The organism is Paeniglutamicibacter psychrophenolicus, from assembly GCF_030812255.1.
Classification (GTDB): Bacteria; Actinomycetota; Actinomycetes; order Actinomycetales; family Micrococcaceae; genus Paeniglutamicibacter; species Paeniglutamicibacter psychrophenolicus_A.
In genome coordinates this window covers 86,930-113,218 of the sequence record NZ_JAUSSH010000007.1, presented here as the reverse complement: position 1 = coordinate 113,218, position 26,289 = coordinate 86,930, and the positions used below count along the sequence as shown (strand labels likewise).

23 protein-coding genes are annotated in these 26,289 nt (G+C 67.5%); 8 read left to right on the top strand and 15 right to left on the bottom strand.

Features of this window, described 5'->3' with window-relative positions; genetic code table 11:
• Nucleotides 1–33: 33 nt before the first annotated feature.
• Nucleotides 34–657 carry a maleylpyruvate isomerase family mycothiol-dependent enzyme gene (locus J2T21_RS11545; protein ID WP_307581516.1) on the top strand — a complete coding sequence of 208 codons (624 nt, stop codon included), beginning with the start codon at nucleotides 34–36 and terminating at the stop codon, nucleotides 655–657.
• A 73-nt stretch (nucleotides 658–730) separates the two neighbouring features.
• On the opposite strand, the gene J2T21_RS11540 is transcribed toward J2T21_RS11545, so the two are convergent.
• The 6 genes from J2T21_RS11540 to J2T21_RS11515 all read right to left on the bottom strand — a co-directional run bounded on the left by J2T21_RS11540 (nucleotide 731) and on the right by J2T21_RS11515 (nucleotide 7,923).
• Nucleotides 731–1,303 (bottom strand): hypothetical protein, encoded by a 573-nt coding sequence (locus tag J2T21_RS11540; RefSeq protein WP_307581515.1) that lies wholly within the window; start codon nucleotides 1,301–1,303, stop codon nucleotides 731–733.
• Nucleotides 1,304–1,316: 13 nt separating this feature from the next.
• Nucleotides 1,317–1,916, bottom strand: a complete 600-nt coding sequence (locus J2T21_RS11535; RefSeq protein WP_307581514.1) for a DUF402 domain-containing protein — start codon at nucleotides 1,914–1,916, stop codon at nucleotides 1,317–1,319.
• A complete protein-coding gene (dxs, locus tag J2T21_RS11530; RefSeq protein ID WP_307581513.1) occupies nucleotides 1,913–3,880 on the bottom strand; it encodes a 1-deoxy-D-xylulose-5-phosphate synthase in 1,968 nt (655 codons plus the stop codon). The genes J2T21_RS11535 and dxs overlap by 4 nt, the downstream gene beginning before the upstream one ends.
• A gap of 631 nt (nucleotides 3,881–4,511) precedes the next feature.
• A complete protein-coding gene (locus tag J2T21_RS11525) occupies nucleotides 4,512–5,270 on the bottom strand; it encodes a succinate dehydrogenase/fumarate reductase iron-sulfur subunit (protein ID WP_307581512.1) in 759 nt (252 codons plus the stop codon).
• The gene (locus tag J2T21_RS11520; RefSeq protein WP_444939668.1) at nucleotides 5,267–7,222 is read right to left on the bottom strand and encodes a fumarate reductase/succinate dehydrogenase flavoprotein subunit; all 1,956 of its coding nucleotides are present in this window, start codon (nucleotides 7,220–7,222) and stop codon (nucleotides 5,267–5,269) included. The genes J2T21_RS11525 and J2T21_RS11520 overlap by 4 nt, the downstream gene beginning before the upstream one ends.
• Nucleotides 7,207–7,923: a succinate dehydrogenase cytochrome b subunit gene (locus J2T21_RS11515; protein WP_209908713.1), complete on the bottom strand. Its 717-nt coding sequence runs from the start codon at nucleotides 7,921–7,923 to the stop codon at nucleotides 7,207–7,209. The genes J2T21_RS11520 and J2T21_RS11515 overlap by 16 nt, the downstream gene beginning before the upstream one ends.
• Before the next feature lie 493 nt (nucleotides 7,924–8,416).
• Here J2T21_RS11515 and J2T21_RS11510 point away from each other — a divergent pair, with 493 nt between their 5' ends.
• From J2T21_RS11510 to J2T21_RS11500, 3 genes are all read left to right on the top strand, one after another.
• Nucleotides 8,417–8,839, top strand: coding sequence for an arsenate-mycothiol transferase ArsC (locus J2T21_RS11510; protein WP_307581510.1), 423 nt, complete (start codon nucleotides 8,417–8,419; stop codon nucleotides 8,837–8,839).
• A 686-nt stretch (nucleotides 8,840–9,525) separates the two neighbouring features.
• Nucleotides 9,526–10,380, top strand: a complete 855-nt coding sequence (locus J2T21_RS11505; RefSeq protein ID WP_307581509.1) for a DNA/RNA non-specific endonuclease — start codon at nucleotides 9,526–9,528, stop codon at nucleotides 10,378–10,380.
• Between the two features lie 859 nt (nucleotides 10,381–11,239).
• Nucleotides 11,240–12,853: an AMP-binding protein gene (locus tag J2T21_RS11500; RefSeq protein ID WP_307581508.1), complete on the top strand. Its 1,614-nt coding sequence runs from the start codon at nucleotides 11,240–11,242 to the stop codon at nucleotides 12,851–12,853.
• A gap of 21 nt (nucleotides 12,854–12,874) precedes the next feature.
• On the opposite strand, the gene J2T21_RS11495 is transcribed toward J2T21_RS11500, so the two are convergent.
• The 4 genes from J2T21_RS11495 to J2T21_RS11480 all read right to left on the bottom strand — a co-directional run bounded on the left by J2T21_RS11495 (nucleotide 12,875) and on the right by J2T21_RS11480 (nucleotide 19,637).
• Nucleotides 12,875–13,225 carry a hypothetical protein gene (locus tag J2T21_RS11495; protein WP_307581507.1) on the bottom strand — a complete coding sequence of 117 codons (351 nt, stop codon included), beginning with the start codon at nucleotides 13,223–13,225 and terminating at the stop codon, nucleotides 12,875–12,877.
• 127 nt (nucleotides 13,226–13,352) lie between these two features.
• Nucleotides 13,353–16,058 (bottom strand): aconitate hydratase AcnA, encoded by a 2,706-nt coding sequence (gene acnA, locus J2T21_RS11490; protein ID WP_307581506.1) that lies wholly within the window; start codon nucleotides 16,056–16,058, stop codon nucleotides 13,353–13,355.
• 181 nt (nucleotides 16,059–16,239) lie between these two features.
• Nucleotides 16,240–17,592 carry a class I SAM-dependent RNA methyltransferase gene (locus J2T21_RS11485; RefSeq protein WP_307581505.1) on the bottom strand — a complete coding sequence of 451 codons (1,353 nt, stop codon included), beginning with the start codon at nucleotides 17,590–17,592 and terminating at the stop codon, nucleotides 16,240–16,242.
• A complete protein-coding gene (locus J2T21_RS11480) occupies nucleotides 17,589–19,637 on the bottom strand; it encodes an APC family permease (RefSeq protein ID WP_307581504.1) in 2,049 nt (682 codons plus the stop codon). Before J2T21_RS11480 ends, J2T21_RS11485 begins: the two co-directional genes overlap by 4 nt.
• A gap of 156 nt (nucleotides 19,638–19,793) precedes the next feature.
• On the opposite strand from J2T21_RS11480, the gene J2T21_RS11475 reads away from it, so the two are divergent.
• Together J2T21_RS11475 and J2T21_RS11470 are read left to right on the top strand one after the other, a co-directional pair.
• A complete protein-coding gene (locus J2T21_RS11475; protein ID WP_071213599.1) occupies nucleotides 19,794–20,480 on the top strand; it encodes a potassium channel family protein in 687 nt (228 codons plus the stop codon).
• Nucleotides 20,477–21,151 (top strand): potassium channel family protein, encoded by a 675-nt coding sequence (locus tag J2T21_RS11470; protein ID WP_307581503.1) that lies wholly within the window; start codon nucleotides 20,477–20,479, stop codon nucleotides 21,149–21,151. Before J2T21_RS11475 ends, J2T21_RS11470 begins: the two co-directional genes overlap by 4 nt.
• 19 nt (nucleotides 21,152–21,170) lie before the next feature.
• Here the strand turns inward: J2T21_RS11470 and J2T21_RS11465 are convergent, their stop codons facing one another.
• From J2T21_RS11465 to dut, 4 genes are read right to left on the bottom strand one after another with little or no spacing between them, the layout of a single operon-like run.
• Complete coding sequence (locus J2T21_RS11465; protein WP_307581502.1) at nucleotides 21,171–21,899, bottom strand: DUF3159 domain-containing protein; 729 nt, start codon at nucleotides 21,897–21,899, stop codon at nucleotides 21,171–21,173.
• A 60-nt stretch (nucleotides 21,900–21,959) separates the two neighbouring features.
• On the bottom strand, nucleotides 21,960–22,370 hold the full coding sequence (locus tag J2T21_RS11460; RefSeq protein ID WP_307581501.1) for a hypothetical protein: 411 nt from the start codon (nucleotides 22,368–22,370) through the stop codon (nucleotides 21,960–21,962).
• Between the two features lie 4 nt (nucleotides 22,371–22,374).
• On the bottom strand, nucleotides 22,375–23,178 hold the full coding sequence (locus J2T21_RS11455; RefSeq protein ID WP_307581500.1) for a DUF3710 domain-containing protein: 804 nt from the start codon (nucleotides 23,176–23,178) through the stop codon (nucleotides 22,375–22,377).
• Nucleotides 23,179–23,226: 48 nt separating this feature from the next.
• Nucleotides 23,227–23,697, bottom strand: coding sequence for a dUTP diphosphatase (gene dut, locus J2T21_RS11450; RefSeq protein ID WP_307581499.1), 471 nt, complete (start codon nucleotides 23,695–23,697; stop codon nucleotides 23,227–23,229).
• 137 nt (nucleotides 23,698–23,834) lie between these two features.
• Between dut and J2T21_RS11445 the strand changes: the two genes are divergently transcribed.
• On the top strand, nucleotides 23,835–24,389 hold the full coding sequence (locus J2T21_RS11445; RefSeq protein WP_307581498.1) for a DUF3093 domain-containing protein: 555 nt from the start codon (nucleotides 23,835–23,837) through the stop codon (nucleotides 24,387–24,389).
• A gap of 105 nt (nucleotides 24,390–24,494) precedes the next feature.
• Here J2T21_RS11445 and J2T21_RS11440 read toward each other — a convergent pair whose 3' ends face one another.
• Nucleotides 24,495–24,803 (bottom strand): DUF4193 domain-containing protein, encoded by a 309-nt coding sequence (locus J2T21_RS11440; RefSeq protein WP_071213402.1) that lies wholly within the window; start codon nucleotides 24,801–24,803, stop codon nucleotides 24,495–24,497.
• A 333-nt stretch (nucleotides 24,804–25,136) separates the two neighbouring features.
• Here J2T21_RS11440 and sepH point away from each other — a divergent pair, with 333 nt between their 5' ends.
• Nucleotides 25,137–26,225, top strand: a complete 1,089-nt coding sequence (gene sepH, locus J2T21_RS11435) for a septation protein SepH (RefSeq protein ID WP_307581497.1) — start codon at nucleotides 25,137–25,139, stop codon at nucleotides 26,223–26,225.
• Nucleotides 26,226–26,289: the final 64 nt, after the last annotated feature.

Genomic DNA, 26,289 nt, shown 5'->3' with positions numbered 1-26,289 from the left:
GGGCAAGAGTGAACAGGAAAGGTTGGTGTGGCCGTGGACCTTGAGAACGATCCGGAGCGCGCCTCCCGGCTATGCCGCGAGGCGCAGGCGCGGTTGATGGACAATGTGGCAAACCTGGCGGACCCCGAGGTTCGCGCACCGAGCCTACTGCCCGGCTGGACCGTGGGTCATGTCCTGACCCATCTGGCCCGCAACGCCGATGCACACGCGCGCCGCCTGGCCGGTGCCCTGGACGGACAGGATGTTCCCAAGTACGCCAGTGGAGAGGGCCAGCGCCGGGACGAGATCGAGGATGGGGCCGGAAGACCGGCCGTTCAGGTCATTGCCGACCTCCGCACCAGCATGTCGAACCTGGAAGCGGTGTTTGCCCGGTCCTCGGAAGCCGGGTGGCCCAACGGCGGTTTCCTCGGCGGCGGGCATTACGGCGTCTCCGGCTGCCCCGCCCACCGGCTGCGTGAAGTGGAAATGCACCACGTGGATCTCGGACTCGGCTACACGCCATTGGACTGGCCCGAGGAATATGTGGGCTGGGATCTCCCGATGCTCCTCGCAACCGCCCCGGATAGGCTGGGCAACCCCGCCGAAAAACGATTGTTCATGGCCTGGCTGGCCGGCCGCGGTCCCCTGGACCCCTCCACGAATCTGGAACCATGGTAGCCACGGCGCACCGAATTCGGGCAGCACAACGCCCGGCAACGATTCTTGGTTGCCGGGCGTTTGTCCGGGGCACTTAGCCCAGGGTGAAGGGTGCCTTGGCCGGCAGCGGGTATGCCTGGCGGAGCTTCTCGACGTCCTCGAACGGCGCTGTCGCGATGGACAGCTTGGTGAAGTCCAGCTTGGCCTCGCGCAGGCAGGTCTTGATGGCCGACACGGCCTTCTTCGGCTCCGGCGAGAGGATGCGGATGTTCAGCTTGCGGGTCGCGAAGTCCGAGGACTCCACGGTGCCCAGCCCGCGCCACGCCAGGTGGCCCACCAGGGCCTCCTTGGCCGTGGCTTCAAGGTAGCGGTCGCGGTCGGTGCCCTCGGCGGTCTTCAACGCGTACTGCACCACGACCCAGCTCTGGTCGGCGTCCGTGAGGGTCGCGAAGCCGTCCGCCTGGCACTGCTCGGTGAAGGCGTCCAACAGGCCAACGGCAGTGGCCTCGTTGACGTCCTTGGCGGTCTCGGTCGTGGACATGTGCCCGACGGTGCCGTGGTTGACGACGAACTGGCCAAGCTCCTCGCCCTCGTAGGTGGAGAACCAGGCCTCGCGGAAGTACAGGGTTCCATCTTCGTCGCGGCGGTAGGTGCGAACTATTGACATATGGTGGTGCTCCTTAGCGGGATGGTGTCTGTGAAAATTCGGTGCGGCCGCGGGCCAGCCAGCCGATGGCGGTGCCGTCGAAGGGGGCATGTCCCTGCCCGACCGCATGCAGCAGCGTCCGTGCCTGGGCCCCGATGCTCCGGACCAGCGCCGGCGGGTAGCCCATGGCCTCGGCGTGCTGCGCAAATTCGTCCTCGTCATCGAGGTAGATCCCGCGCGAGCGCGAGTCGACGACATCAAGGTCCATGTCCACGGAGTTCGCTTCCCAGCCGCCGCGGGACAGTTCACGCCAACCGATTTGCGTGGACAGATCGAGGTAGATGCGGAAATCCTCGCCGGGGTCGTCGTAGAACGTGCCCAGCCATTCTCCGGCACGCGGCACCAGGCAGACCGCATCGGTGTCGGCCCAGTGCCCGTGGCCGGGACGCGAGACCAGCGAGCCGGCGGGCTGGTAGATCCAATGGCCATGGGCATCCGCGCCCAGGTAGCGCCCGGGCACTACCCAGTGCGGGTGCCCGTCGTATTTCCAGGCGCGGGCCACCACCAGGTCCCCGGGGGCGGCGCCGGCCGGGTCGCGGGGCAGGTTCGCGGGCACCGGTGCTGCTGCGCTCACAGCTGGGGAATCTGTCCGGTGGGCATCTCGGCCCCGGGCAGCGGCCGGGCGAAGGGGACCTTGGTGCCCAGCACCTGGGCCAAGGTGTCGTTGGCGATCCGGTCGGCGGTGAGCCCCACCCGCTCCAGGACCTCGCCGCGGGTGCCGTGGGCGAGGAACTCGGTGGGCAGCCCGACCTCGTTCAGGGCGGTGTCGACCCCGGCGGCCCGCATTTCCTGGCGGATCCGAGACCCCACGCCGCCGGCGCGGACCCCATCCTCGACGCACACCACGATGCGGTGGCGGGCGGCCAGGCCGATGATGGAGCGCGGCACCGGCAGCACCCAGCGCGGGTCCACCACCGTGACGGTGATGCCCTGGGCGTTCAGTCGCCCGGCGACGTCCAGGCAGAGTTCGCTCATGGCGCCCACCGAGACAATCAGCACGTCCCGTTCCTCGCCGGCACCGAGCTTGGCCAGGATGTCCACCCCGTCGTGCAGGCGCTGGATGGCGACGATCTCCGGTCCCACGTTGCCCTTGGAGAACCGCACCACCGAGGGCGCGTCCTTGATGGCCACTGCCTCGCGCAATTCCTCGCGCAGCCGCACCGCGTCGCGCGGGGCGGCCAGGTGCAGGTGGGGCACGATCTGCATCAGTGCCATGTCCCACATGCCGTGGTGGCTGGGGCCGTCCGGGCCGGTGACCCCGGCGCGGTCCAGCACCACGGTGACCCCTGCCTTGTGCAGGGCCACGTCCATGAGCAGCTGGTCGAAGGCGCGGTTCAGGAAGGTCGCGTAGACGCAGACCACCGGGTGCAGGCCGCCGAAGGCCAGGCCGGCGGCGGAGGTCATCGCGTGCTGTTCGGCGATGCCGACATCCAGCACGCGGTCGGGGTGGCGTTCGGACATGGTCTTCAGGCCCACCGGCTGCAGCATCGCCCCGGTGATCGCCACGATGTCCTTGCGCTCGTCGGCGATGTCGGCGATCTCCTCGCCGAAAACACTGGTCCAGGAGCGGGCCGAGGCCTTGGAGACCGGTTCGCCGGTCTGCGGGTCGATGACCCCCACGGCGTGGAATTGGTCCGCCTCGTCGGCGCGGGCAGGTGCGTAGCCGCGGCCCTTCTCGGTCAGCGCGTGCACGATGACCGGTCCGGCGAACTTCCGCGCCTGCAGCAGCGCCTCGTCGACGGCGGCCTGGTTGTGCCCGTCGATGGGGCCGATGTACTTCATGCCCAGGTCCTCGAAGAGTCCCTGGGGGGCCCACCAGTCCTTGATCCCCTTCTTGGTGGCATGCAGGGACTTGTAGGCGAACTGGCCCACGGCGCCCGAGTCCTTCAGGCGGTTCTTGAGCTTGTCCATGGTGTCTTCGTAGGCGGGGTGCGTGCGGAACTGGTCCAGGCGCTGGCGCAGCCCGGCCAGCTGGTCGGCGAGCCCGCCGATGGTCGGGGCGTAGGAACGTCCGTTGTCGTTGACCACGATGACCACCCGGCGGTCCTTGTCGGCGGCGATGTTGTTGACCGCTTCCCAGGCCATGCCGCCGGTCAGGGCGCCGTCGCCCACCAGGGCCACCACGTAGCGCTCGGCTTCGCCGGTGAGCTTGCGGGCGCGGGAGATCCCGTCGGCCCAGGACAGCGAGGAGGAGGCGTGCGAGGATTCGACGATGTCGTGGACGGATTCGGCGCGTTCCGGGTATCCGGAGAGCCCGCCGGCCTGGCGCAGCGTGGAGAAGTCCTGGCGGCCGGTGAGCAGCTTGTGCACGTAGGACTGGTGCCCGGTGTCGAAGATAATGGAGTCGGTCGGTGAATCGAAGGCCCGGTGGATGCCCAGGGTCAGTTCGACCACGCCGAGGTTTGGGCCCAGGTGTCCGCCGGTTCGTGCCACGTTCTTGATCAGGAACGAGCGGATTTCCTTGGCCAGTTGCTGCATTTGGGCCGCGTCCAGGCCACGAAGGTCCCGCGGTTCCTTGATGGTCTGAAGCAATGGCACGGAGGCAGTCCTTTCGAGATGACAAATACCCGTTCAATCTTACCGCTCCGTGTTTGGACCCGGGCACCATGGCGGTGCACGCCACATTGTCCCGGCCCGCCGCGACGGGCCGTTGGCCGCCGGCGACGTCCGTGCCTGGGATCGCGGGAGCCGTCGCCTGCTGCCCCAACCAATGCAAAGACCCGCTTCCCGTCGTGGGCGCCTCGAAATCCCACGCATCCAGGGCCCGCCTTGTCGGCAACGCCAACGGGAGGCAAGTCCCGGCTTGCCGCCGCAGTGCCGCACCGGGCCGCCGGCGAGGGTGCGCAGGTCCTCTCGACCGGCCTGCTCCCGGCACGCAACGCCGACGAGCCGGCCGCCCCAATCGGCTTCCGGCGGGCCGGCATCGCAGAGACCCCGGATCCGGGCCCAAGACTCCGGGCCGCCGCATCGTCGCACCGCGCCCGCGCATGGTGTCCGGCACGCAGGTCCTCCAGTCCGATGCAGCGGGCCCCGGTGCGTTCGGCCGGCAACGCACTCGTCCGGCCCCCGCCCGTGACGGTGGCACCAATGGGCACAATGCCGGCGCCGGGGTATCCGCGCTGCCACCGTACAGCCTGCCCACCGCGGGAATTCCCCACCCGGCCACCTGCTACCCGCGCTGGTCCTTGCCGCGCGGCAGGGCAGCGAGCACGTCGTGGTTCAGCTGGGAGATCATGTCCAGCGGGATGCCCGCCGGGCACACCGCTGTGCATTCGCCGATCTGGCTGCACCCACCGAAGCCCTCGGCATCGTGTTGCTCCACCATGGCCAGGGCACGGGCATCGCGTTCGGGCTGCCCCTGCGGCAGCGCTCCCAGGTGGGTGATCTTCGCCCCCAGGAACAGCGAGGCCGACCCGTTCGGGCACGCGGCCACGCAGGCGCCGCATCCGATGCACGCCGCGGCGTCGAAGGCGCGCTCGGCATCCTTCCGGGGCACCGGCACCGAGTGCGCCTCGGGTGCCGCTCCGGTGGGCGCGCTGATGTATCCCCCGGCGGCAACAATCCGGTCCAAGGCACCGCGATCCACCACCAGGTCCTTGAGCACCGGGAACGGTGTGGCCCGCCACGGCTCGACGTCGATGACCTGCCCGTCGGTGAAGTGGCGCATGTAGAGCTGGCAGGCGGTGGTCAGTGCCTCGGGCCCGTGGGCCAGGCCGTTGATCACCAACGAGCACATCCCGCAGATCCCTTCCCGGCAGTCGTGGTCGAAGGCCACCGGATCCCCGCCGGCGAGCGCCAGCTCCTCATTGAGCACATCGAGCATTTCCAAGAACGACATGTCCGGGGAGATGCCGTCCACCTCGTAGGTGGCCATGGCCCCGGCGGCATCGCGGTCTGGCTGGCGCCAAATGCGCAGCGTGATCTTCACTTGTAGCTCCTTGCCTGGACCTTGATGTGCTCGAAACCGAGGTGCTCGCGGTGCAGGATGGGCGGCGCCCCGTCGCCTGCGAATTCCCAGGCGGCCACGTGGGAGTACTCCTCGTCGATGCGCAGCGCCTCGCCCTCGGGGGTCCGGCTTTCGGTGCGAAAGTGGGCGCCGCAGGATTCGCGCCGGTGCAGCGCGTCGATGCACATCAGCTCGGCCAGTTCGAAGAAGTCCGCCACCCGCCCGGCGCGCTCCAGCGACTGGTTCAGTTCCTCGTTGACACCGGTGACCTTCACATCGGCCCAGAAGGCTTCGCGAAGCTCCCGGATCAGTCCGATCGCCTTGGTCAGGCCCTCCTCGTTGCGTTCCATCCCGCAGTACTCCCACAGGATGGAGCCCAGTTCCCGGTGGAAGGAATCCACTGTGCGCGACCCGTTGACGGCCAGCAGCCTCGCCGTGCGTTCCCGCACGGCGGCCTCCGCCTCGAGGACCGCCGGATGGGTGGCGTCGATCCCGGCGGGCAGCGGATTGGTGGCCAGGTAGTCCCCGATGGTGCCGGGTAGCACGAAGTATCCATCGGCGAGCCCCTGCATCAGCGCACTGGCACCGAGCCGGTTGGCGCCGTGGTCGGAGAAGTTTGCCTCCCCGATGACGAACAGCCCGGGGACCGTGCTTTCCAGGTCGTAGTCCACCCACAGCCCGCCCATCGTGTAGTGGATGGCCGGGTAGATGCGCATCGGGGTGGAGTACGGGTCCTCGTCGGTGATTTTTGCGTACATGTCGAACAGGTTCCCGTATTTCTCCTCGATCGTTTCGCGGCCCAGCCGCTTGATCGCATCCTTGAAGTCCAGGTAGACGCCCAGCCCACCGGGGCCCACCCCGCGCCCGGCATCGCATTGCTGCTTCGCAGCGCGGGAGGCCACGTCGCGGGGCACCAGGTTGCCGAAGGCCGGGTAGGTCCGTTCCAGGTAGTAATCGCGTTCGGCCTCCGGGATCAGGGCGGGATCCCTGGTGTCCCCGGCGACCGCAGGAACCCAGATCCGTCCGTCATTGCGCAGCGACTCGCTCATCAGGGTCAGTTTGGACTGGTGTTCCCCACTGACCGGGATGCAGGTCGGGTGGATCTGCGTGTAGCAGGGGTTCGCGAAGTAGGCGCCCTTGCGGTGCGCCCGCCAGGTGGCGCTCACATTGCAGCCCATGGCATTGGTGGAGAGGTGGTACGCGTTGCCGTAGCCACCCGAGGCCAGCACGACCGCATCGGCCAGATGCGTTTCAAAGGCACCGGTGACCATGTCCCGCACCACGACCCCGCGGGCCTTGCCGTCGATGACGATCAGCTCGAGCATCTCGTGGCGGGTGTTCAGCTCAACGGTTCCGGCCGCGACTTGGCGTTCCAACGCCTGGTAGGCGCCCAGCAGCAACTGCTGCCCGGTCTGCCCGCGGGCGTAGAACGTGCGGGAGACCTGCACGCCGCCGAAGGAGCGGGTGTCAAGCAGTCCGCCGTATTCCCGGGCAAACGGAACCCCCTGGGCGACGGCCTGGTCGATGATCGCGGCACTGACCTGGGCCAGGCGGTACACGTTGGATTCGCGTGAGCGGTAGTCACCGCCCTTGACCGTGTCGTAGAACAGCCGCTGGACACTGTCCCCGTCATTGCGGTAGTCCTTCGCGGCGTTGATCCCGCCCTGGGCGGCGATGCTGTGGGCCCGGCGGGCACTGTCCTGGTAGCAGAAGACCTTCAGCTGGTAGCCGGCCTCCCCGAGCGTTGCCGCGGCCGATCCCCCGGCCAGTCCGGTGCCGATGATGATGACCGTACGTTTGCGGCGATTGGCCGGGTTCACCAGTTTGGCTTCGAAGCGGCGCTTGTCCCAGCGTTCGGTGAGCGGCCCGCCCGGGTCCTTGGTGTCGACCAGCGGGTCTCCGCCGGCGTAGTACCCGTTCATGGCCCCACCCATCCGGCCAGGATGCAGAGCGGCGGGACGAGGAAGCCGATCAGCAGCACGGCGGTGACCAGCACCGCCGCTTGGTTGTACCGGCGCCGGGTTGTCGTCGAGGTGTTTGCGCCCAGGGAGGCCAGCGCGCTGAAGATCCCGTGGCGCAGGTGCAGGCCCAGCGCGGCCAAGGCAACCGCATAGGACAGCACCACCCACCAGATCGAAAACCCGTTGACCATCCGCGTGTAGGGGCTCTCGGAGGCCCCGCCCGGGGCGATCACGTTCACGGTCAGGTGAAGCAGGTGGTAGATGACGAACAGCGCAATGGTGATCCCGCCCCAGCGCATCGTAAACGAGGCGTAGCTTCGTTGGACCCCGCGCCGGTTCGCGGTGCTCAGGTAGCGGTATCCGCCCCGCCCACCGGTCGCCGCCCGCGCGCGGTGCCAGAGCACGAAGGCCGCCAGGATGTGGGCACCGACGCTCAGCAGCAGGATCACCCGCAGGATCCACAGCGCCCCGGCATACGGGAGCAGGGGTTCGAGGATGGTGCGGAGGTAGGCCGAATACCCGTCGAAGGCCGCCTGCCCGGAAAAGACCTTCAGGTTTCCGTACATGTGCGCAACCAGGAACAGCACCATAATGATCCCGCCGACGGCCATCAGCCCATGCAGGGCCGTAGAGGATCCGGTGGCCCGACGCCGGGCCGCGGTCACCGCCATCATGCCCGCATGCCGGTTCCCAGGACCCGGACATCGGCCGAGGCTGCACCCCGGGACACGCATCGGCGGAAGGCTACAACTCCGTTGTTCATGGCGGACCTCGCAATTCATCTGGATTGCCAAACGGGACCAATGGCCCCAACGTACGTGTTCAACACCGGATGGGCAAGGGCACCGGTGCGGGATTCGTCGACAACGTCTTGGGGAGTCCCGGAGAGATGCTCGCCGAATCCCACGGCTGCCGGTCCTGGATTCGGCGTGCCCACGGTGTGTCCCGTACTGCGTCGATCCGTCGGGCCGCGGGCCGCGGCCGCACGGTGTTGGATGAGTCGGGAGATGGCACGGAGTACCTCCAGGGCGGGATTCCAGCGGTTCCCAAGCGCCACACATGCGGCCGCCACCTTCAACGTAGGTGCCCGAAGGCCCGGGACCATAGGATGGATCGGTACGATGGGCCTGCTGCCGGGCCCCGACCACCAGTAAAGGACCTGCCACCGTGTCGGATAAGAAACCCAATGTCCTCTTCGTCTGCAACACCAACGGGGGCAAGTCCCAGCTCGCCGCCGCATTGCTGCGCCAGGTTGCGGGCGAGGGCGTGCAAGTCCACTCGGCCGGCCTGGTCCCGGCACACCACATCAACGAGTTGGCCGCAGACGTGGTCGCCGAGCTGGGCGCGGACATGCGTGCCGAGGTCCCCACCGCGCTGACCGAGGAGGCGCTGCGTGCCGCGGACCGGGTCGTCATCGTGGGCGAGGCCCAGGTGCCCGAGCTCGAGGGCGTCACCATGGAGCGTTGGGTTCCCGCCGAGGCCCCGGCCGAGCTGGCCACCGAGCGCGAACGCATGGAGTTCCTGCGCGACGACATTGCCGCCCGGGTCTCGAACCTGAACAGGGAACTGGGTTCCGCCGCAGCCGGGTAGGCCAGCGCGGGAGGGCCCACCGGCGACCGATAACGACGCGGTAATGCATCAGGTGGTTCAATGAACCTTGCAGGGACCCTTTCGGGCCCCCTGAAGCCAGGGAATCGACATGCCGCGTGGAATCCCCCTCCACATGGACCGGAACGCCGCCGACCCGCAGCAACACTTGAGCTGGTCGGGCGAACCGCGTACGTGCAGGCCCGGTATCGGCGCCACATACGCGACCGCCGGCTCCCTGTTGACAGCCCTGGCCAGAGCAACCGGGCGTACCGATAGCAGGACCATGGCATTTGCCGTTCCATCGCGCAGCTTCCCGCAACGGGGCGGGATTCAGGTTCTCTTGCCCCGCGGGCCCTTGTTCCAGGGCATGTACCTGGGCCAGCTTCTCGCCTCATTGGCGGGCCTCTGGAACGGCGGGCGGTTCAGAAGCGGCTGCCGCCGGTTCCTGCTTCCGGCCGCAACCCTCAAGGCCCCCGCCGGAGGGCCCCGCGCCTTGTTCGCGCGGGAACCTTCTTGCGCATGATTCCAGGCATCCCATCCCCCTCGATTCGAGTGGAAGATGGCGCCACCGGGCCGCCGCGTCCGCCGACGCACCCGGGACACCAAGCACTTGCGCGGACACCCCGGTGAATTCCCTTGGCGCGTGCGGCGCGGCATTGGGAATTTCAGAGAACGAAGACCCTGTCATGACCGACACGACCGCACCAGACGACCAAGACTCCGCCGCCCGCACCGGATACGATCCGGATTTCCTGGCAATCCATATCGAGGTCCCCGCACTCGATGAAAGCATCCGTGACGATGCGGTGCTGTGGGAGGGGGCCGCAACCGTCCCCTATACGCATTTCTCCCTCACCCTGAGCCGTTCGCGGCGATTCGCCCGCTGGGTCGCGTGGAACATCGACGGCGCCAGCATCAAGCGCCTCAGCCGTGCCAACTCGAACTTCACCGACGACCCCCGGCTTCCCGACGACGCACAAACCGGCAACGAGCTATACGCCAACAACCGCCTGGACCGCGGGCACCTGGCACGCCGCGCCGACCTGCTCTGGGGCGACTTGCCCGGGGCCAAGCAGGCGAACAAGGATTCGTTCTACTACACCAACATCACGCCGCAAATGGACGATTTCAACCAAAGCAGCAAGGAAGGGATCTGGGGCCGCCTCGAGAACGCGGTCTTTGAGGACGTCGACGTCGATGACCTGCGCGTCAGCGTCTTCGGCGGCCCGGTCTTCCACGAGGATGACCGCATCTACCGCGGCACAGCGCTGCCGCACGAATACTGGAAGCTCGTGGCCTTCTTCGAGGGCGGCGTCCTGAAGTCGCGTGCGTTCCTGCTCACCCAGAACCTCGACCAGCTTCGGGCACTGATGGACCTGGACGAATTCAGGGTCTACCAAATCACCCTGGCCGAACTCGAGGATCGCACCATGCTCCATTTCCCCGAAGCCCTGCATGCGGCCGACGCCCCCACGACCGCCACGACCCGCGCCGCCGAGGAACGCATGCCGCTGGACTCGGCCGCCGGGATCCAATGGTGATTCAATGCCGAACCCACCGGATGGATCCCATCGTCACACATGCGGTGATCCGCTGCCACAGCCAGTGCTCCGGCTCGTTGCCGCGCCATGAATCGGAGGCGGAAGTCTCCGGAGGTCCTTGGGAGTTGCCGGACCGAGCGCTGGGCCTTCCCGGCGCTTGACCTCTGCGGGAAAATGCCGGCAGACCGGGCAGAGCACCGCGACAATGCGGGCCATGCTGGCCAGCATCCCCACGTACCAGGCCTGGATTCCTCCCTGGCGGATGCCGCCCTTTCACAGCGGTGTGCGATTCGAGGCCGACTGATTGGCTCCGCGGCCACTGGCCCACCTCGCGCATGGCGCAGCATTGTTGCATTGGACTCCGGGTCCGCAGGAATCCAGCCCGATGCCGGTCACGTGCGCCGGTGCCGCGATTTCCCCGGAACGGGCGAGACGGGCTTCAATGCCCCGACAGGTGCCCTCGATGCATCCGAGCGATTCCCGCCCGTTGCGGCAGGGCTCCCCCTGAAGCAAAGCAACCCGTCCGGTTTCGGCCGTCACGGATTTGGGCATTGTCCATCAATCGTGATGTCCAACACACCGGAGGCGGAGTTGCGGTATACGGTGTAATTGTCGGCTTCGAGACCGCCCAGGACTTGAAATCGACATACGCGGGCGCCACCGACCAAGGGATTTCCAGGTTGGATGCCGGCCGACCCATCCCGTCCCTTCAGCGGTCTGCCCTCGAGGCACCTAGCAAGATTGGATGCACCATGAGTGCTGTCACCACCCAGAGATTCCCCCACGCCGATGCCGCGCCCCGGACGGGTTTCCCGAAACAGCAACCCGGCATCATCCAGTGCCGGATGTGGACGCGGGCATGAAGTCCTACGCGAAGGGCGAGACCCTGGTTCCGCTGTTGAGCGAAACGATTGGCCGCGCTTTTGAATCGACGGTTCAGGGGCACGGCGCATCGGAAGCCCTGGTCGAGGTTGCCACCGGGCGACGCTGGACCTGGACGGAACTTGATCGCGACGTCAACGACTTGGCCAGGGGCCTGCTTGCGGCGGGAATGGCACCGAGCGACCGTGTGGGCATCTGGGCACCCAATTGCGCCGAATGGACCCTGGTGCAGTTCGCCACGGCGAAGATCGGAGTCATCCTGGTCAATATCAATCCGGCCTACCGAACCCATGAATACGCATACGCCGCCAACCACAGTGGCCTGCGGATGCTCATCGCCGCATCGAGTTTCAAGACCAGCGACAACCGGTCCATGATCGAGCAGACCGCGGGCGAGACCCCGGGGCTGGAACGCGTGGTCTACCTCGACACGGCCGACTGGGCCGAACTCATCGAGTCGGGGCGTGAGATCGCCCCGGACGCCGTGGCCCGGCGCATGGAGTCGTTGCTGCCCGACGACCCGATCAACATCCAATACACCTCGGGCACCACCGGGTTCCCCAAGGGGGCAACGCTCAGCCACCGCAACATCCTGAATAACGGGCACTTCACCACCGAGCTGATCGGCCTGGGCCCCGCCGACCGCCTGTGCATCCCCGTCCCGTTCTACCATTGCTTCGGAATGGTCATGGCCAACATCGGCTGCATGACCCACGGCGCCACCATGGTGATCCCGTCACCGGGGTTCGACGCCGAAACCACCCTGCAAACCATCGCAGCGGAGCGATGCACGGCCGTCTACGGGGTGCCAACCATGTTCATCGCCATGCAGAACCACGCCACGTTTGGAACCCATGACTTTTCCAGCCTGCGCACCGGAATCATGGCCGGTTCGGTCTGTCCGGTGGAGGTCATGCAGCGCTGCATCACGGAAATGAACATGTCCGAGGTATCCATCGCCTACGGGATGACCGAAACCAGCCCGGTCTCCTGCCAAACCCGTGCGGATGACGATCTTGAGCGCCGCACGGCAACCATCGGCCGGGTCCACCCGCATCTGGAGATCAAGATCGTCGACCCGGCCACGGGCGAAACCCTGGAGCGGGGCCGCACCGGCGAATTGTGCACCCGCGGCTACTCGGTGATGCTCGGCTACTGGAACGATGCGGAAAAAACCGCCGAAGCGATCGACGCCGAGGGCTGGATGCACACCGGAGACCTCGCCGAGATGCGCGACGACGGGTACTGCAACGTCGTGGGCCGGATCAAGGACATGGTGATCCGCGGCGGGGAAAACATCTACCCCAGGGAAATCGAGGAATTCCTGTACCGCCATCCCGACATCGAGGATGTCCAGGTCATCGGGGTGCCCGATGAAAAGTACGGCGAGGCGCTGTGTGCCTGCATCAAGATGAAGGCGGGGGCCACACCGCTGGACCTGCCGGCACTGCAGGATTTCGTCCGCGGCCGGCTGGCCCACTACAAGGTTCCGGCGCATTTGGTCATCGTCGATGAATTCCCGATGACGGTGACCGGGAAAATCCGCAAGATCCAGCTCCGAGAGGAAGCCTCGGCCAGGCTCGGCCTTTAAGTCGTTTCCGGTGATGCCGACTTAGAGCAGGAGCTCGAGGGCGGTTCGCAATTGTTTCCACGAGCGCTCGATCATTGCGTAGTCCGCTGGATCCTCGCCGACATAGGTGTCGGTGAGCGACGCCATGCCGCCGCGCATGGCATGCAGCCCGTCCCTGGCCCCGTTGCGCAGCTGCTCGCCGGTCTCCGCCCCGGTGACCCGGTTCCTGATCCAGGCTGCGCTGCGGGCGACGGAATCGGCGGAGCCTGGCGTTCCGGGATTGGCATGCCTGGCGAAATGTTGCTCCAGCCGCCGGGTGATCTCGATGACCTCGTCAATGGATTGCCGTTTCCGGTCCCGTTTCAGAAGGTTGACCAGCCGCGCGATTCCCATGGCCACCATCCTATTCGCCTGGACCTGCTCCAAAGAATTCCTGCATGTTAAATGCCGCAAGGGCGGGCCGTTCCGGATTGCTCGGGAACGGTCCGCCCTTGCGGTGCGTGGATCGTGCGCTGGCTGGCTAGCTGGCGGAGATCTGGCGCAGGACGTACTGCAGGATGCCACCGTTGCGGTAGTAGTCTGCCTCGCCCGGGGTGTCGATGCGCAGGTCGGCATCGAAGGAGACGGTCTTGCCGTCCTCCGCCACGGCGGTGACCTTCAGGGTCTTGGGGGTGGTGCCGTTGTTGAGTTCGGTCACTCCCTCGACGGAGAAGGTCTCGGTGCCGGCCAGGCCCAGGGTCTCGGCGTTTTCGCCAGCCGGGAACTGCAGCGGAAGAACGCCCATGCCGATGAGGTTCGAGCGGTGGATGCGCTCGAACGACTCGGTGATGACGGCCTTGACGCCCAGCAACGCGGTGCCCTTGGCGGCCCAGTCGCGCGAGGAGCCCGAACCGTATTCCTTGCCGCCCAGGACGACCAGCGGGGTGCCGGCTTCCTTGTAGTTCATGGCTGCGTCGTAGACGAATGCCTGCGGTGCGCCTTCCTGGGTGAAGTCGCGGGTGAAGCCACCCTCGACGTTGTCCAGCAGCTGGTTCTTGATGCGGATGTTCGCGAACGTGCCGCGGATCATGACCTCGTGGTTGCCACGGCGCGAGCCGTAGGAGTTGAAGTCCTTGCGGTCCACGCCGTTGGCCAGCAGGTACTGGCCGGCCGGGGAATCGGACTTGAACGAACCGGCCGGGGAGATGTGGTCGGTGGTGACCGAATCGCCCAGCTTCAGCAGCACGCGCGCACCGGAAATGTCCTCGACCGGAGCCGGGGTGGCCTGCATGCCCTCGAAGTAAGGGGGCTTGCGGACGTAGGTCGAATCCTCGGCCCACTCGAAGGTGTTGCCCGCCGGGGTGTCCAGGGCCTTCCAGCGGTCGTCGCCGTCGAAGACGCCCTCGTAGCCGCGGGCGAACATGCCCTCGTCGATGGAGGAATCGATGGTCGCCTGGACCTCGGTCGGGGTCGGCCAGATGTCCTTGAGGAACACCTCGTTGCCGGCCTCGTCGGTGCCCAGCGAATCGTTCTCGAAGTCGAAGTCCATGGTGCCGGCCAGGGCGTAGGCGATGACCAATGGCGGGGACGCCAGGTAGTTCATCTTCACGTCCGGGTTGATGCGGCCTTCGAAGTTGCGGTTGCCCGAGAGCACCGCGGTGGCGGAGAGGTCGTGGGCCTGGATGGCCTCGGAGATCTCGGCTTCCAGCGGACCGGAGTTGCCGATGCAGGTAGCGCAGCCGTAGCCCACGATGAAGAAGCCGAGCTTCTCCAGGTACGGCATCAGGCCGGACTTCTCGTAGTACTCGGTGACGACCTTCGAGCCCGGGGCGACCGAGGTCTTGACCCACGGCTTGGACACCAGGCCCTTTTCCACTGCCTTGCGTGCCAGCAGTGCTGCGGCAAGCATGACCGAGGGGTTGGACGTGTTGGTGCACGAGGTGATCGAGGCGATGGAAACCAGGCCGTGGTCGATCGAGAACGACGTGCCGTCGGCCTTGGTGACCTCGACGGAGGTCGACGGGCGGCCGATGCCCAGCTCGTCGGCTGCACCCGCGGCGTAGTTGTGGATGTCCTTGCGGAACTGCTCCTTCGCGCTGGAGAGCTCGATGCGGTCCTGGGGACGCTTCGGGCCGGCGATCGAGGGAACCACGGTGGACAGGTCCAGCTCGAGGAACTCGGAGAAGCGGATCTCGCGGCTCGGGTCGTGCCACAGGCCCTGCTCCTTGGCGTAGGCCTCGACGAGGTCCACGTTTTCCTGGGAGCGGCCGGTGAGGCGCAGGTAGTCCAGGGTGACATCGTCAATCGGGAACATGGCCGCGGTGGAACCGAATTCCGGGGACATGTTGCCGATGGTCGCGCGGTTTGCCAGCGGAACCTCGGCAACGCCCTGCCCGTAGAACTCGACGAACTTGCCCACAACACCGTGCTTGCGCAGCATCTCGGTGATGGTCAGCACGACGTCGGTGGCGGTGGCGCCGGCGGCGATCGCGCCGGAGAGCTTGAAGCCCACCACGCGCGGGATCAGCATGGAGACCGGCTGGCCGAGCATTGCCGCCTCGGCCTCGATGCCGCCCACGCCCCAGCCCAGCACGCCCATGCCGTTGACCATGGTGGTGTGCGAGTCGGTGCCGACGCAGGTGTCCGGGTAGGCACGCAGCACGCCGTTGACCTCGCGGGTCATCACTGTGCGGGCCAGGAACTCGATGTTCACCTGGTGCACGATGCCGGTGCCTGGCGGGACGACCTTGAAGTCGTCAAACGCGGTCTGGCCCCAGCGCAGGAACTGGTAACGCTCGCCGTTGCGCTGGTACTCGATCTCCATGTTGCGCTCGAGCGCACCGGCGTTGCCGAATGCGTCGATCTGCACGGAGTGGTCGATGACCATTTCGGCAGGTGCCAACGGGTTCACGCGGGTGGGGTCGCCACCCAGGTCCTTGACGGCCTCGCGCATCGTGGCGAGGTCAACGATGCACGGAACACCGGTGAAGTCCTGCATCAAGACGCGTGCCGGGGTGAACTGGATTTCGGTGTTGGGTTCAGACGCGGGATCCCACTGGCCCAGGGCCTTGACGTGGTCCGCGGTGATGTTCGCACCGTCTTCGGTGCGAAGCAGGTTCTCCAACAGAACCTTGAGGCTGTACGGAAGGCTTTGCGCGCCTTCGACGGCGTTCAGCCGGTAAATTTCATATTCGTTGCCCTTGACGTCCAATACGCCCTTGGCACCAAAACTGTCCACATTGCTCACGGGGACTCCTCTCGCCGGATTCTTCATCTTCGTTGCACACCCACAAGGAAATCCAGTTAGGCGGTCCTAACTGAGTTCAACTCGTGGATTCTTGCGACAGAGCTATAGACAGTCTATCCCCCACCGCCCATCGAACCCCGCCAACCCGACATTTACGGGTTCAACGGGGTCACATCCTCGCTCAGCGGCGGACAAACAATCCGACCGTCTCCATGTGGTGCGTGTGCGGATACAGGTCGATGACCTCGACCTCGTCCAGGCGGAAGCCGGCAGCTGCCAGGTCGGCCGTGTCTCGGGCGAACGAGGCCGGGTCGCAGGAAACGTAGGAGATCTTCTGGGCACCCGAACGGGCCATCGCGGCCACCGCCGTCTTGCCTGCACCGGTGCGCGGCGGGTCAAGCACGATCGAGTCGAGCTTGGCCTTGCGGGTGTTCAATTCCCGCGACAGCGTCTTCTCGACGCGGCCCTGGGAAATGATCGCCTGGGGGAACTCGCGCAGGTTCTTGACCGCGTCCTTGCTGGTGCCCGGGGCACCCTCGATGGACAGCAGCATGCCGTCGTCGCCCACGGCCCGGGCCAGCGGGGCGCTGAAGAGCCCCGCGCCGGCGTAGAGGTCCGCAACCCGGGCGCCGTAGCCCGGGGCCAGCTGGGCCATGACGCGCTCGACCAGGGTGGCCGGGGCCAGGCGGTGGATCTGCCAGAAGCCCTCGCCGGTGATCCGGTAGTCGTGTCCGGCCACGGACTCCGAAAGCCAGGTGCGGCCGCGCAGGCGCTGCAGCGCGCCGCGCCCGTCGGCCACCGAGCCGCCGACCTGGGTGACGGAGGCCGCGGAAACCCCTTCGGGCAGGCGCTTGGCCGCACGCCCGGCGGCCCCGGCGACGGTGCCGTCCTCGACGAAGAGCACCAGCACGCCGGAGTCCTCCCCCGAGCCAACGGCAACCTCGACTCGGCTGATGCCCACCAGCGGCAGCTCCCAGAGCTTGAGCTCGTTGATCTTCGGATGCGCCAGCGGCATCTCCTTGACCGGGACCAGGTCGTTGGAGCGGAAGGGGCTCATGGCCAGGCGGCCCTTGGCATCGACGGCGAACGCCGTGCGGGTGCGCCAGCCCAGCGCGTCCGCGCTCTCGCCCTCGGGCGCCCGCACACCGGTGAAACCGTGTTCGGCCGCGTCAATGCCGCCCAGGCGCTCCAGCTGCTCGATGAAGATCCGGCCCTTGATCTCCCGCTGGGCCTCCAGTGAGATGTGCCCGAATTCGGCGCCGCCCACCGGCAGCGCGCCGCGTGCGGCGGCGTGCAGGGAATCGGCCTGCGTCCAGAAATGCGGCACGCGGGATTCGGCCGGCTCGTGGACCTCCACGACGTCGCCGCGCCAGAAGCGGGCCTTCTCGCCGTCCTCGCGCACCGCGACGGACACCAGTTCGCCGGGGATCCCGTGGCGCACGAAGATCACCCGGCCCTCGTGGCGGGCGACGGTGTGTCCGCCGTGGGCGGGTGCGCCAAGGCGCACCTTCAGGATGTTTTCGTGCGTGCTCATGGCGTGTCTTTCGGCTTGGGGGTCGGAAGTGTTGCGGAAGTGTTGCGGGGCTTGGTCCCGGCCGAGCCCTGCTCGGTGGGACCCAGGAACGTCGAGACGTCCGAGGAGGCCAGGCGCCACGGCACCGAGGCCACCACGACCCCGGGCTCGTAGTGCAGTCGGTTCTTGATGCGCATCGCCGTCTGGTTGTGCACCAGCTGCTCCCACCAGCGGCCCACCACGTATTCGGGGATGTACACCACGATCAAATCGCGCGGGGAATCGCGCTTGATGGAGCGGATGTACTCGATCAGCGGGGCGGAGATCTCCCGGTACGGGGAGGCCAGCACCGTGATCGGCACCGGGATACCCAGGGCCTCCCACTGCTTCAGCGTCGCCTCGGTGCGCTCGGAGTCCGCGTCCACCACGATGGCATCGAGCTTCGAGGGCCGGGCGGCGCGGGCGAAGGCCACGGCGCGCAGCACCGGCTTGCGCAGCGTGGAGACCAGCACCAGGGCGTGCACGCGGGCCGGCAGCGCGGTGGCCGAGTCGTCGGCGCCGATGGCCAGTTCCCCATCGACCTGCACGTAGTGCCGGTGCAGCGCATCCATCATGAAGAAGAGCACCGCGATGCCCAGCACCGCCAGCCAGGCGCCGTGCACCAGCCGGGTGCCCAGCACGATCACCAGCACCGCCGCGGTGAGGCCGAAGCCCACCAGGTTCAGCAGCCTCGAGCGGTGGATGCGGGCGCGCACCCGCTTGTCCGGGGTCTGGGCCAGTTCGCGGCCCCAGTGCCTGATCATGCCCAGCTGGCTCAGCGTGAAGGAGACGAACACCCCCACCACGTAGAGCTGGATCAACGTCGGCACGTGGGCGTTGAACACCCAGATCAGCACGATGGCGGCGATGGCCAGGGCGAGGATGCCGTTGGAGAACCCCAGCCGGTCCCCGCGGGTGCGCAGCTGGCGGGGCAGGTAGCCGTCGGTGGCCAGGTGCGAGGCCAGGTTCGGGAAGGAATTGAAGGAGGTGTGCGAGGCCATCAACAGCACCGCCACGGTCAATGCCAGCACCAGGTACAGGCCCACCGATTCGCCGCCGAAGATCGCCTCGGCCAGCTGGCCCAGCACCGGGTGCTGGATGTAGTCCGCCGGGATCGGCCCGCCGTCCAGGCGCAGCCCGGTCGCCGGATCCTCGACCACGTGGACCTGCACGGCCCGGGCCAGGTACATCGTCCCCAGGGTCAGCGCGCCGGCAATCAGCCCCAGCAAAAGCAACACGATCGCCGCATTGCGGGCCTTGGGCGCAGCCAGCGTGTGCACGTTGGAGATCGGGACCTCCACGCCCGTCAGGGCGGCCGAGCCGGTGGAGAAGGCGCGCAGCACCAGCAGCACGCCGGCCAGCCCGGTGAGCCCGTGCGGGTAGTCCGGGTCAGGGACGACCTCGAACCCGGCACTCGGTGCGGTGCCCAGGTTCCCGGTGGCGGCCAGGATGCCGCCGGCAGCCAGCATCACCAACACCACCCCGACAAAGAGGTACACCGGTGCGGCGCTCCCGATCCGGGAGCGGCCGCGCCCGCGCAGGTTCAGCACCGCGAGGATCACGACCCCGGCGGTCGCGATCCACGGCTGGGATCCGGCCATGGCGGGGAACGCGGCGATGACGTAGTGCGAAGCCGAGGAAATCGACACGGCCACGGTGAGCACGAAGTCCACCAGCAGGGCGGCCGCCACGGTGGTCCCGGCGCGGTGCCCCAGGTTCACCGACGCGATCTCGTAGTCCCCTCCGCCGGAGGGGTAGGCCTTCACCGACTGCCGGTAGGAGGCAATGATGACCAGCATGACGACCATGACGGCCAGGCCCACCGAGGGCGAGAACGCCATGGCACCCAGCCCGGCCAGCGCCAGGGTGAGTATCACCTCGTCCGGGGCGTAGGCGATGGAGGAGAACGCGGAGGCGGAGAAAATGGGCAGCGCAAGGCGTTTGCGAAGCGGCGCCTGCTTCAGCCTCTCGGTCCTGAAGGGGCGCCCCACCAGAATCCGCTTCAGCGCGGCAAGGAATGAAAGCACGATCCAAAGCTAGCCGTCTTTGCCCTGCCCTGTCATACACCACACCGCACCCGGGCACGTGAAGAATCACGCATCCGGGCCTCGAACCGTGAAACACTGGTGGTGAACCGTGCCGCGGAGGACCGCAGGCACACGGTGGGAACAAGGGGATGGATCATGGCGCACTTCGTTATCATGGGTTGCGGCCGGGTCGGGGTGACACTGGCCCACACGCTCGACGACGCCGGCCACTCGGTGGCCATCATCGACCAGGACGACCGCGCCTTCCGCAGGTTGCGGCGCAACTTCTCCGGGCTGAAGGTCTCCGGGGTCGGATTCGACCGCGAAACCCTCGAACGGGCGAACATCTCCGAGGCCTACGCCTTTGCCGCGGTCTCCAGCGGCGACAACTCCAACATCCTGGCCACCCGGGTGGCCCGCGAAACCTACCACGTCCCGCACGTGGTGGCCCGCATCTACGATCCCGGACGCGCGGAAATCTACCAGCGCCTGGGCATCCCCACGGTCGCCGCGGTCCGCTGGAGCTCGGACCAGGTGCTGCGCCGGATCCTGCCCGAACACTCGCTCAACGGCGACTTCCGCGAGGCCTCCGGACGGCTGATCCTCGGCGAGGTCAATGTCCACGAGGGCTGGTACGGCTCCGGCCTTGAGGAGCTCGAGGCCGCCGCCCCGATCCGCATCGCCTACCTCTCGCGCTTTGGCGAAGGGGTGCTGCCGGTGCCCGGCATGCGGCTGCAGCAAGGCGACATCGTGCACGCGATGATGCCGGTCAATGCCGACAAGGACATCGAAAAGGTCCTTTCCGTCGCCCCCAAGCCAACCACGGAGCAGAACGCACAATGAAGGTCATGATTGCCGGAGCCGGCTCCGTGGGAAGTTCCATTGCCAAGGAATTGATCACCAACGGGCACGAGGTGCTGCTCATCGACGAAAAGCCCGAGGTCGTCTCGCGCGCCGGGGTCCAGGGCGCGCGCTGGCTTTTCGGGGATGCCTGCGAGCTCTCGGTGCTCAAGGAGGCCAAGCTCGAGGAGTTCGACGTGGTGGTCTCGGCGACCGGCGACGACAAGGTGAACCTGGTGGTCTCGCTGCTGGCCAAGAGCGAGTTCGGGGTCGGGCGGACCGTGGGCCGGGTCAACAACCCGAAGAACGACTGGATGTTCGACGACGCCTGGGGCGTGGACGTCGCGGTGAGCACCCCGCGCCTGATGACCGCACTGGTTGAGGAGGCGGTGGAGATCGGCGACCTGGTGCGCCTGATGACCCTGCAGTCCGGGGTCGTGTCGATGGTGGAGTTCACCGTGCCGCACGATTCGGCGCTGATCGGGCGCACCCTGGGCTCGGTGCCGTGGCCGGATGACGCCACGGTGGTGGCGATCCTGCGCGACGACGTGCCCTTGGCCCCCAGCCCGGACGACGTCGTCGAGGGCGGGGACGAGCTGTTCTTCGTGACCACGATCGTGGCCGAGGACCAGCTGCGCGCGGTGCTGCGCAACTCGGATTCCGAACAGCGGTAGCCGGCGGCGCCGCCCCGGCCTATGCGGCAGGGTCGGTGGCCGGGGTGCCGGGTTGCGGGCGGGAAACCATCCAGGCGACCCACAGGCCCGCGGCATACAGCGGGACGCCCATGGCCAGGCGCGCGGCGCCCAGGGCCGGGACGTTGTCGGCGAGGTACAGCGGAACCTGCACGGCCAGGCGCGCGGCGAAGACCCCCACCACGATCCAGGTCGCCCAGGCGTAGGCCTTGGTGCGGGACTTGCTGGAGCGCCACTTCGTGTTTTCCGAGCGGATGAACCCGAAGATCACGCCCATCAGCGGCCAGCGAACCAGGATCGAGACGACCAGCGCGCCGCCGTAGGCCAGGTTCGTGTAGAAACCCGGGACGTAGTAGTCCTTGGCCTCCCCGGTGACGCGGGAGAAGATCGCGCAGATTGCCACGCCCACCAGCCCGGTCAGCGCCTGGGTGAGGGTTCCGCGGCGCACCAGCCGGGCCACGGTGAACACCACCGCCACCGCCACCGAGGCGATCAGCGCCGGGTTCAGCTGCTGCCAGAGGGTGAAGATGACCAGGAAAACCAGGCCCGGAAGCAGCGACTCGACCAGCCCGCGCACCCCGCCAATGGTCTTGAGCACGTCGATCTGCCCGTCGTCGCGGCGTTCGATCCCGGCATTGGCACCGATGCGCCGGGCCACGTCCTCGGCGTTCGGGCCGCTGTCGGCGCCGGGGTCCTCGGGCTTGGGGGTGTTTTCGCTGTGCTCGCTCATCGCGCTGTCTTGTCCTTGGGTGGCGGGGTGCTGTGGATGGGGGGCGCTGCCGGGTGCCCGCTACTTGGCGGCGGTGCGCTCGGGAAGGATCTCGTAGCGCGGGTTGAAGATCGTGGGGACCAGGTCGATGGGCGCCACCATGCCTTCGTAGCGGATCCTTGACCCGGCCAGGAGCCCCGGCACCCGGCGCTGGCCCACGAAGACCAGCCGCAGGTGCGGCACCGCGTTGCGGCGGCCCCCCGGGGGTGCGGGGTGGTCCACGATCGTCACGGTGAAGGCCGGGGCCTGCTGCGGGGGAAGGATCGTGATGGATTCGACATAGCCGCGGTGCGCGATGCGCCCGCGCACCGGAAGTTCGGCCAGCGAGGCCAGGCGCTGGAATCCGGTCTGCGGCAGGACACCTGCCGCGGCCGCAGACGCGGCGGGTGCCGGCTGGCCCCGCCTGGCCCTGGGCGCCTTGTCCTTGGGCACGTCGCTAGCCGATCTGGGTGATTTCCGGGCCGCGATCGGGGCGCTCGGTGTCAGGGATCTGCTCCGCGGCATCCGGTGACTCGTTCGGGCGGGCCAGCGCGCCGGCGGGGACCGTCAACGGCAAGAGCTCGGTCGGGGGCATCGGGGTGTCTCCGCGCACCACCACGACCTGGGCCAGTGCGTCCTCCATGGCCTTGGCTTCCTCGATGTCGGTCAGCGCGGCGCCGCCGATCACCGCACGCAGGAACCAGCGCGGGCCGTCGATGCCCAGGAAACGCAGCACCACATGGCCCTGGCGTCCGTCGGGAGCCACCTGCGGAACCCGGGCCAGTAGTTCATTGCCGAAGCGGCCCGGGACCATTTCGGTTTCCCCGCCCTGGTCGGCGATCCCGGTGGCGATCTGCGTGGAGATCCCGGGCCACAGGTCATCGGTCTTGGGTGCGGCAAAGACCTGCAGCTGCATGCGCGAGCCGCCGATCTCCAGGGCCACGGCGATGACCCGTTGCGTGGATTCCTCGACCTCGAGGCGCAGCTGCAGGCCGGGGACCGGCTTGATCAGCAGGGCGCCGAGGTCCAGGTAGCCGTCGTGGTCCCCGAAGTCGTCCCCGTCAAAGGGGCCCTGGGCGGTGTCCCGCACGGCGGCCGGTGCCGCTGCGCTGTCCCCGGCCCCCTGGGCAGGCGCAGGTTTGGCGGCGGCCGGGACGTCCGCGGCCGGTTCCCTGGCCTGCTCGGCCGCGGCATTGAGCTCGGCGATCGTCTGCTCGGGCTGCGCCTGGGCTTCAGCCTTCTTCTTGCGCTTGAAAATCATGGAAGTAGCTCTCTTGCTGTGTCGACCGCTGGGTTTCGGCGGCCGTACCTAGTGGCTGGTGGTTGCGGTTTCAAAGCCGCCGGTGGAGCCAAAGCCGCCGGCGCCGCGCGCGGTGTCATCAAGTTCCTGCACCTGGATGAACCGGGCCCGTTCGACCCGCTGAACCACCAGCTGGGCGATGCGGTCCCCGCGCTTCAGCACGATCGGGGTGGTTGCATCCGTGTTCAACAACGTGACTTTCAACTCACCACGGTACCCGGCATCGACGGTTCCGGGCGCATTGACCACGGTCAAACCGTGCTTGGTCGCCAGTCCGGAGCGAGGGTGGATGAGTCCGACGAAGCCCAGCGGCAGCGCCAGGGAAACACCGGTGGGAACCAAGGCGCGCTGCCCCGGCTCCAAGGTGACGTCCTCGCGGGCGCACAGGTCGGCTCCCGCATCCCCTTCGTGTGCATAGCTTGGAACCGGAAGGTCGGGATCAAGCATTTTCAGGGCGATATCGACACTCGATGCGGACATGTGTTTTCCACTCCAGGGGTTCGGGTTGGGGTGTGCGCGCCGTCGGTGCGAACGCGCGCGTTTCGTCCTTAACTCTAGTCCCTTGCGGCGCTTCGCGATGGCGTCCGGGCAACGGCCCACCACCTATGCTTGTGGGTATGGCCGAGAACCCTTCCCCAACGCAACCCGCCCCCGTCCACTTCCGCGAAAAGCTGTGGCCCGCCTGGTGGATCTGGGTCGTGACGCTGGGCCTGGGCGGCACCGCCGCCGTCGCCTTCATGCCCATTGGCATCTCCTGGGGCGTCGTTGCCGGCATCGTCGCCCTGGGCTTGATCGCCTTCGCGCTGGTCATGAGCACCCCCGTCATCGAGGTCACCGACCACTCCGTGCGCGTGGGACGGGCCACCATCGAGCGCGAGTTCGTGGGCGAGGTCACCGGCTACCGCGGTTCGGCCGCCTACCACCAGCGCGGCCCGGGCCTGAACGGCATCGCTTTCATGTGCATCCGCGGCTGGATCGACCCGGTGGTGCGCATCGAGATCACCGATGAGCGCGATTCCACCCCCTATTGGCTGGCGTCCACCCGCCGCCCGGAGGAACTCACCTCGGCCCTGGGCGGGCTGATGGTGCAGTACCGCGAGGCACAGGAGGCCGGGAACGAGCCGGACAGCGCCCACACCCCGGATTCCCCCGCCGGGCCGGAAACGGCCTAGTCCCCACCGGTCCCCACGGCAGCAAATAGCGCCCGCAGCCTCCGTCCCCCCGCATGAACACGGGGCAAGCGGAAGCGGCGGGCGCTTTGTTGTTCGCCTAAGCGCCTAGCCCTCGCAGTCGGTGCAGTACAGCAGCCCGTCCTTTTCCAGTGCGATCTGCGAGCGGTGCCGCACCAGGAAACAGGAGGCACAGGTGAACTCGTCGGCCTGCGCCGGAAGCACCATGACCGCCAGCTCCTCGCCGGAGAGGTCGGCGCCGGGCAGCTCGTAGCTGTCGGCCAGTGCCGCTTCGTCTTCGTCAATGAGGTTCGAGGCATTGGTGTTCGTGTTGCGTTGCGCCTTCAGCTCGGGCAGTGCCTCGGGCTTCTCATCGTCTTCGGCATGCCTTCGAGGTGCATCGTAGTCGGTTGCCATAATTGCTGCTTCACACTCCGCTTGGTTCAAGCTGTCGTTCGTATCGGGACTGCACGGGGGGGCCATGTTGGTGCCCCGGTCAACCCGCGCGTTTGGATGCGCCTATGATTCAACGCAGAACAGGTCGTTTTTGTGCCCGGTTCCCCACGGCCTGATTATCATTGCACCTTCCGGGCCGAAGTCTGGATTTATTGCCCGGTTTTACCGGTTTTTGCGTTCCCCTGAGGGAATAATCATGAAGCCGCCGCGCGCCACACCAAGGCGCCTCTTAGGTATTTGGCGGTGCAGGTGGCAGAGTTTTACCCATAACACGACGGTTTGTGGAGGATAGTCATGCGTCAACTCCGACTGGTGGGCATCCACGAGAACGGTGAGAGCCTGCACCTGAGCAGCGAGGACGGCAACAGCTTTGTGCTGCCCATCGATGAAGCGCTGCGCAGTGCATTGACTCGAGCTGCCCGGGCCGATCGTTCCCAGGAGCCCGTTGCCCCGCTGTCGCCGCGCGACATCCAGACCCGGATCCGCTCCGGGGCCACCGCCGAGGAAGTCGCAGCCGATTCGGGCATGCCGCTGGAACGCATCATGCGCTACGAGGGCCCGGTGCTGGCCGAACGCGAATACATCGCCGCCCAGGCCCGCAACGTCGAGGTCTCGGCCCCGCAGACCCACGACGGCTACCGCAGCATCTTCGGCGAGGAGCCGGCCAACCTCGGCGAAATGGTCGCCTACCGCATCCACTCGCTGGGCATCGACAACGAAACCCTTGCCTGGGATGCCTGGCGCGCCTCCGACGGATCCTGGGACGTGGTGGCCCGCTTCGAGCTGCCGGACACCGATGCGAGCATCGCCCTGGACTCCGGTTCCGAGGAATCGATGGCCAAGTGGGCCTTCCACCCCAGCCGCAAGTCGCTGCAGAACGCAAACCGCTGGGCCCAGGTGCTCAGCGAGCTCGAGCCGCTCGACGCCCCGGTCGGCGCCCGCCGCCTGACCGCCGTCGCCGACGCCCCCTTCGATGTCGAGGCCGACGGCGACGAGGTGGACTTCGAGGCCGCAGTGGCCGACTCCGAACAGCTTCTGGACGTGCTCAGCGCCCGTCGCGGGCAGCGCCTGGGCCTCGACGAGGAGGGCGACGACGCCCTGGCCGCGATGCTCTCCCGCTCCCCGCACCCGGACGACGACCCGCGCCTGGCCGGCCCCGCCCCGCTGGAGGACGGTCTGCCGAAGCTCTACGACGGCATCAGCACCCGCACCACCTCCATTTCCCTGGTGCCCGGCCCCCGGCACGGCACCGACGAGGACAAGGACCCGGAGAACGGGGCCGAGTCCGGCGAAGACGAGGCCGGCGGCAAGAAGAAGGCCAAGCGTTCCTCGGTGCCCAGCTGGGACGAGATCGTCTTCGGGCGCCGCAACAACAACGACTGACTTCCCCCGGTTTCGCCCCGGCGCCGTCCAGCGGACGGGCCGGGCGAGCCACGGACCGCACAGC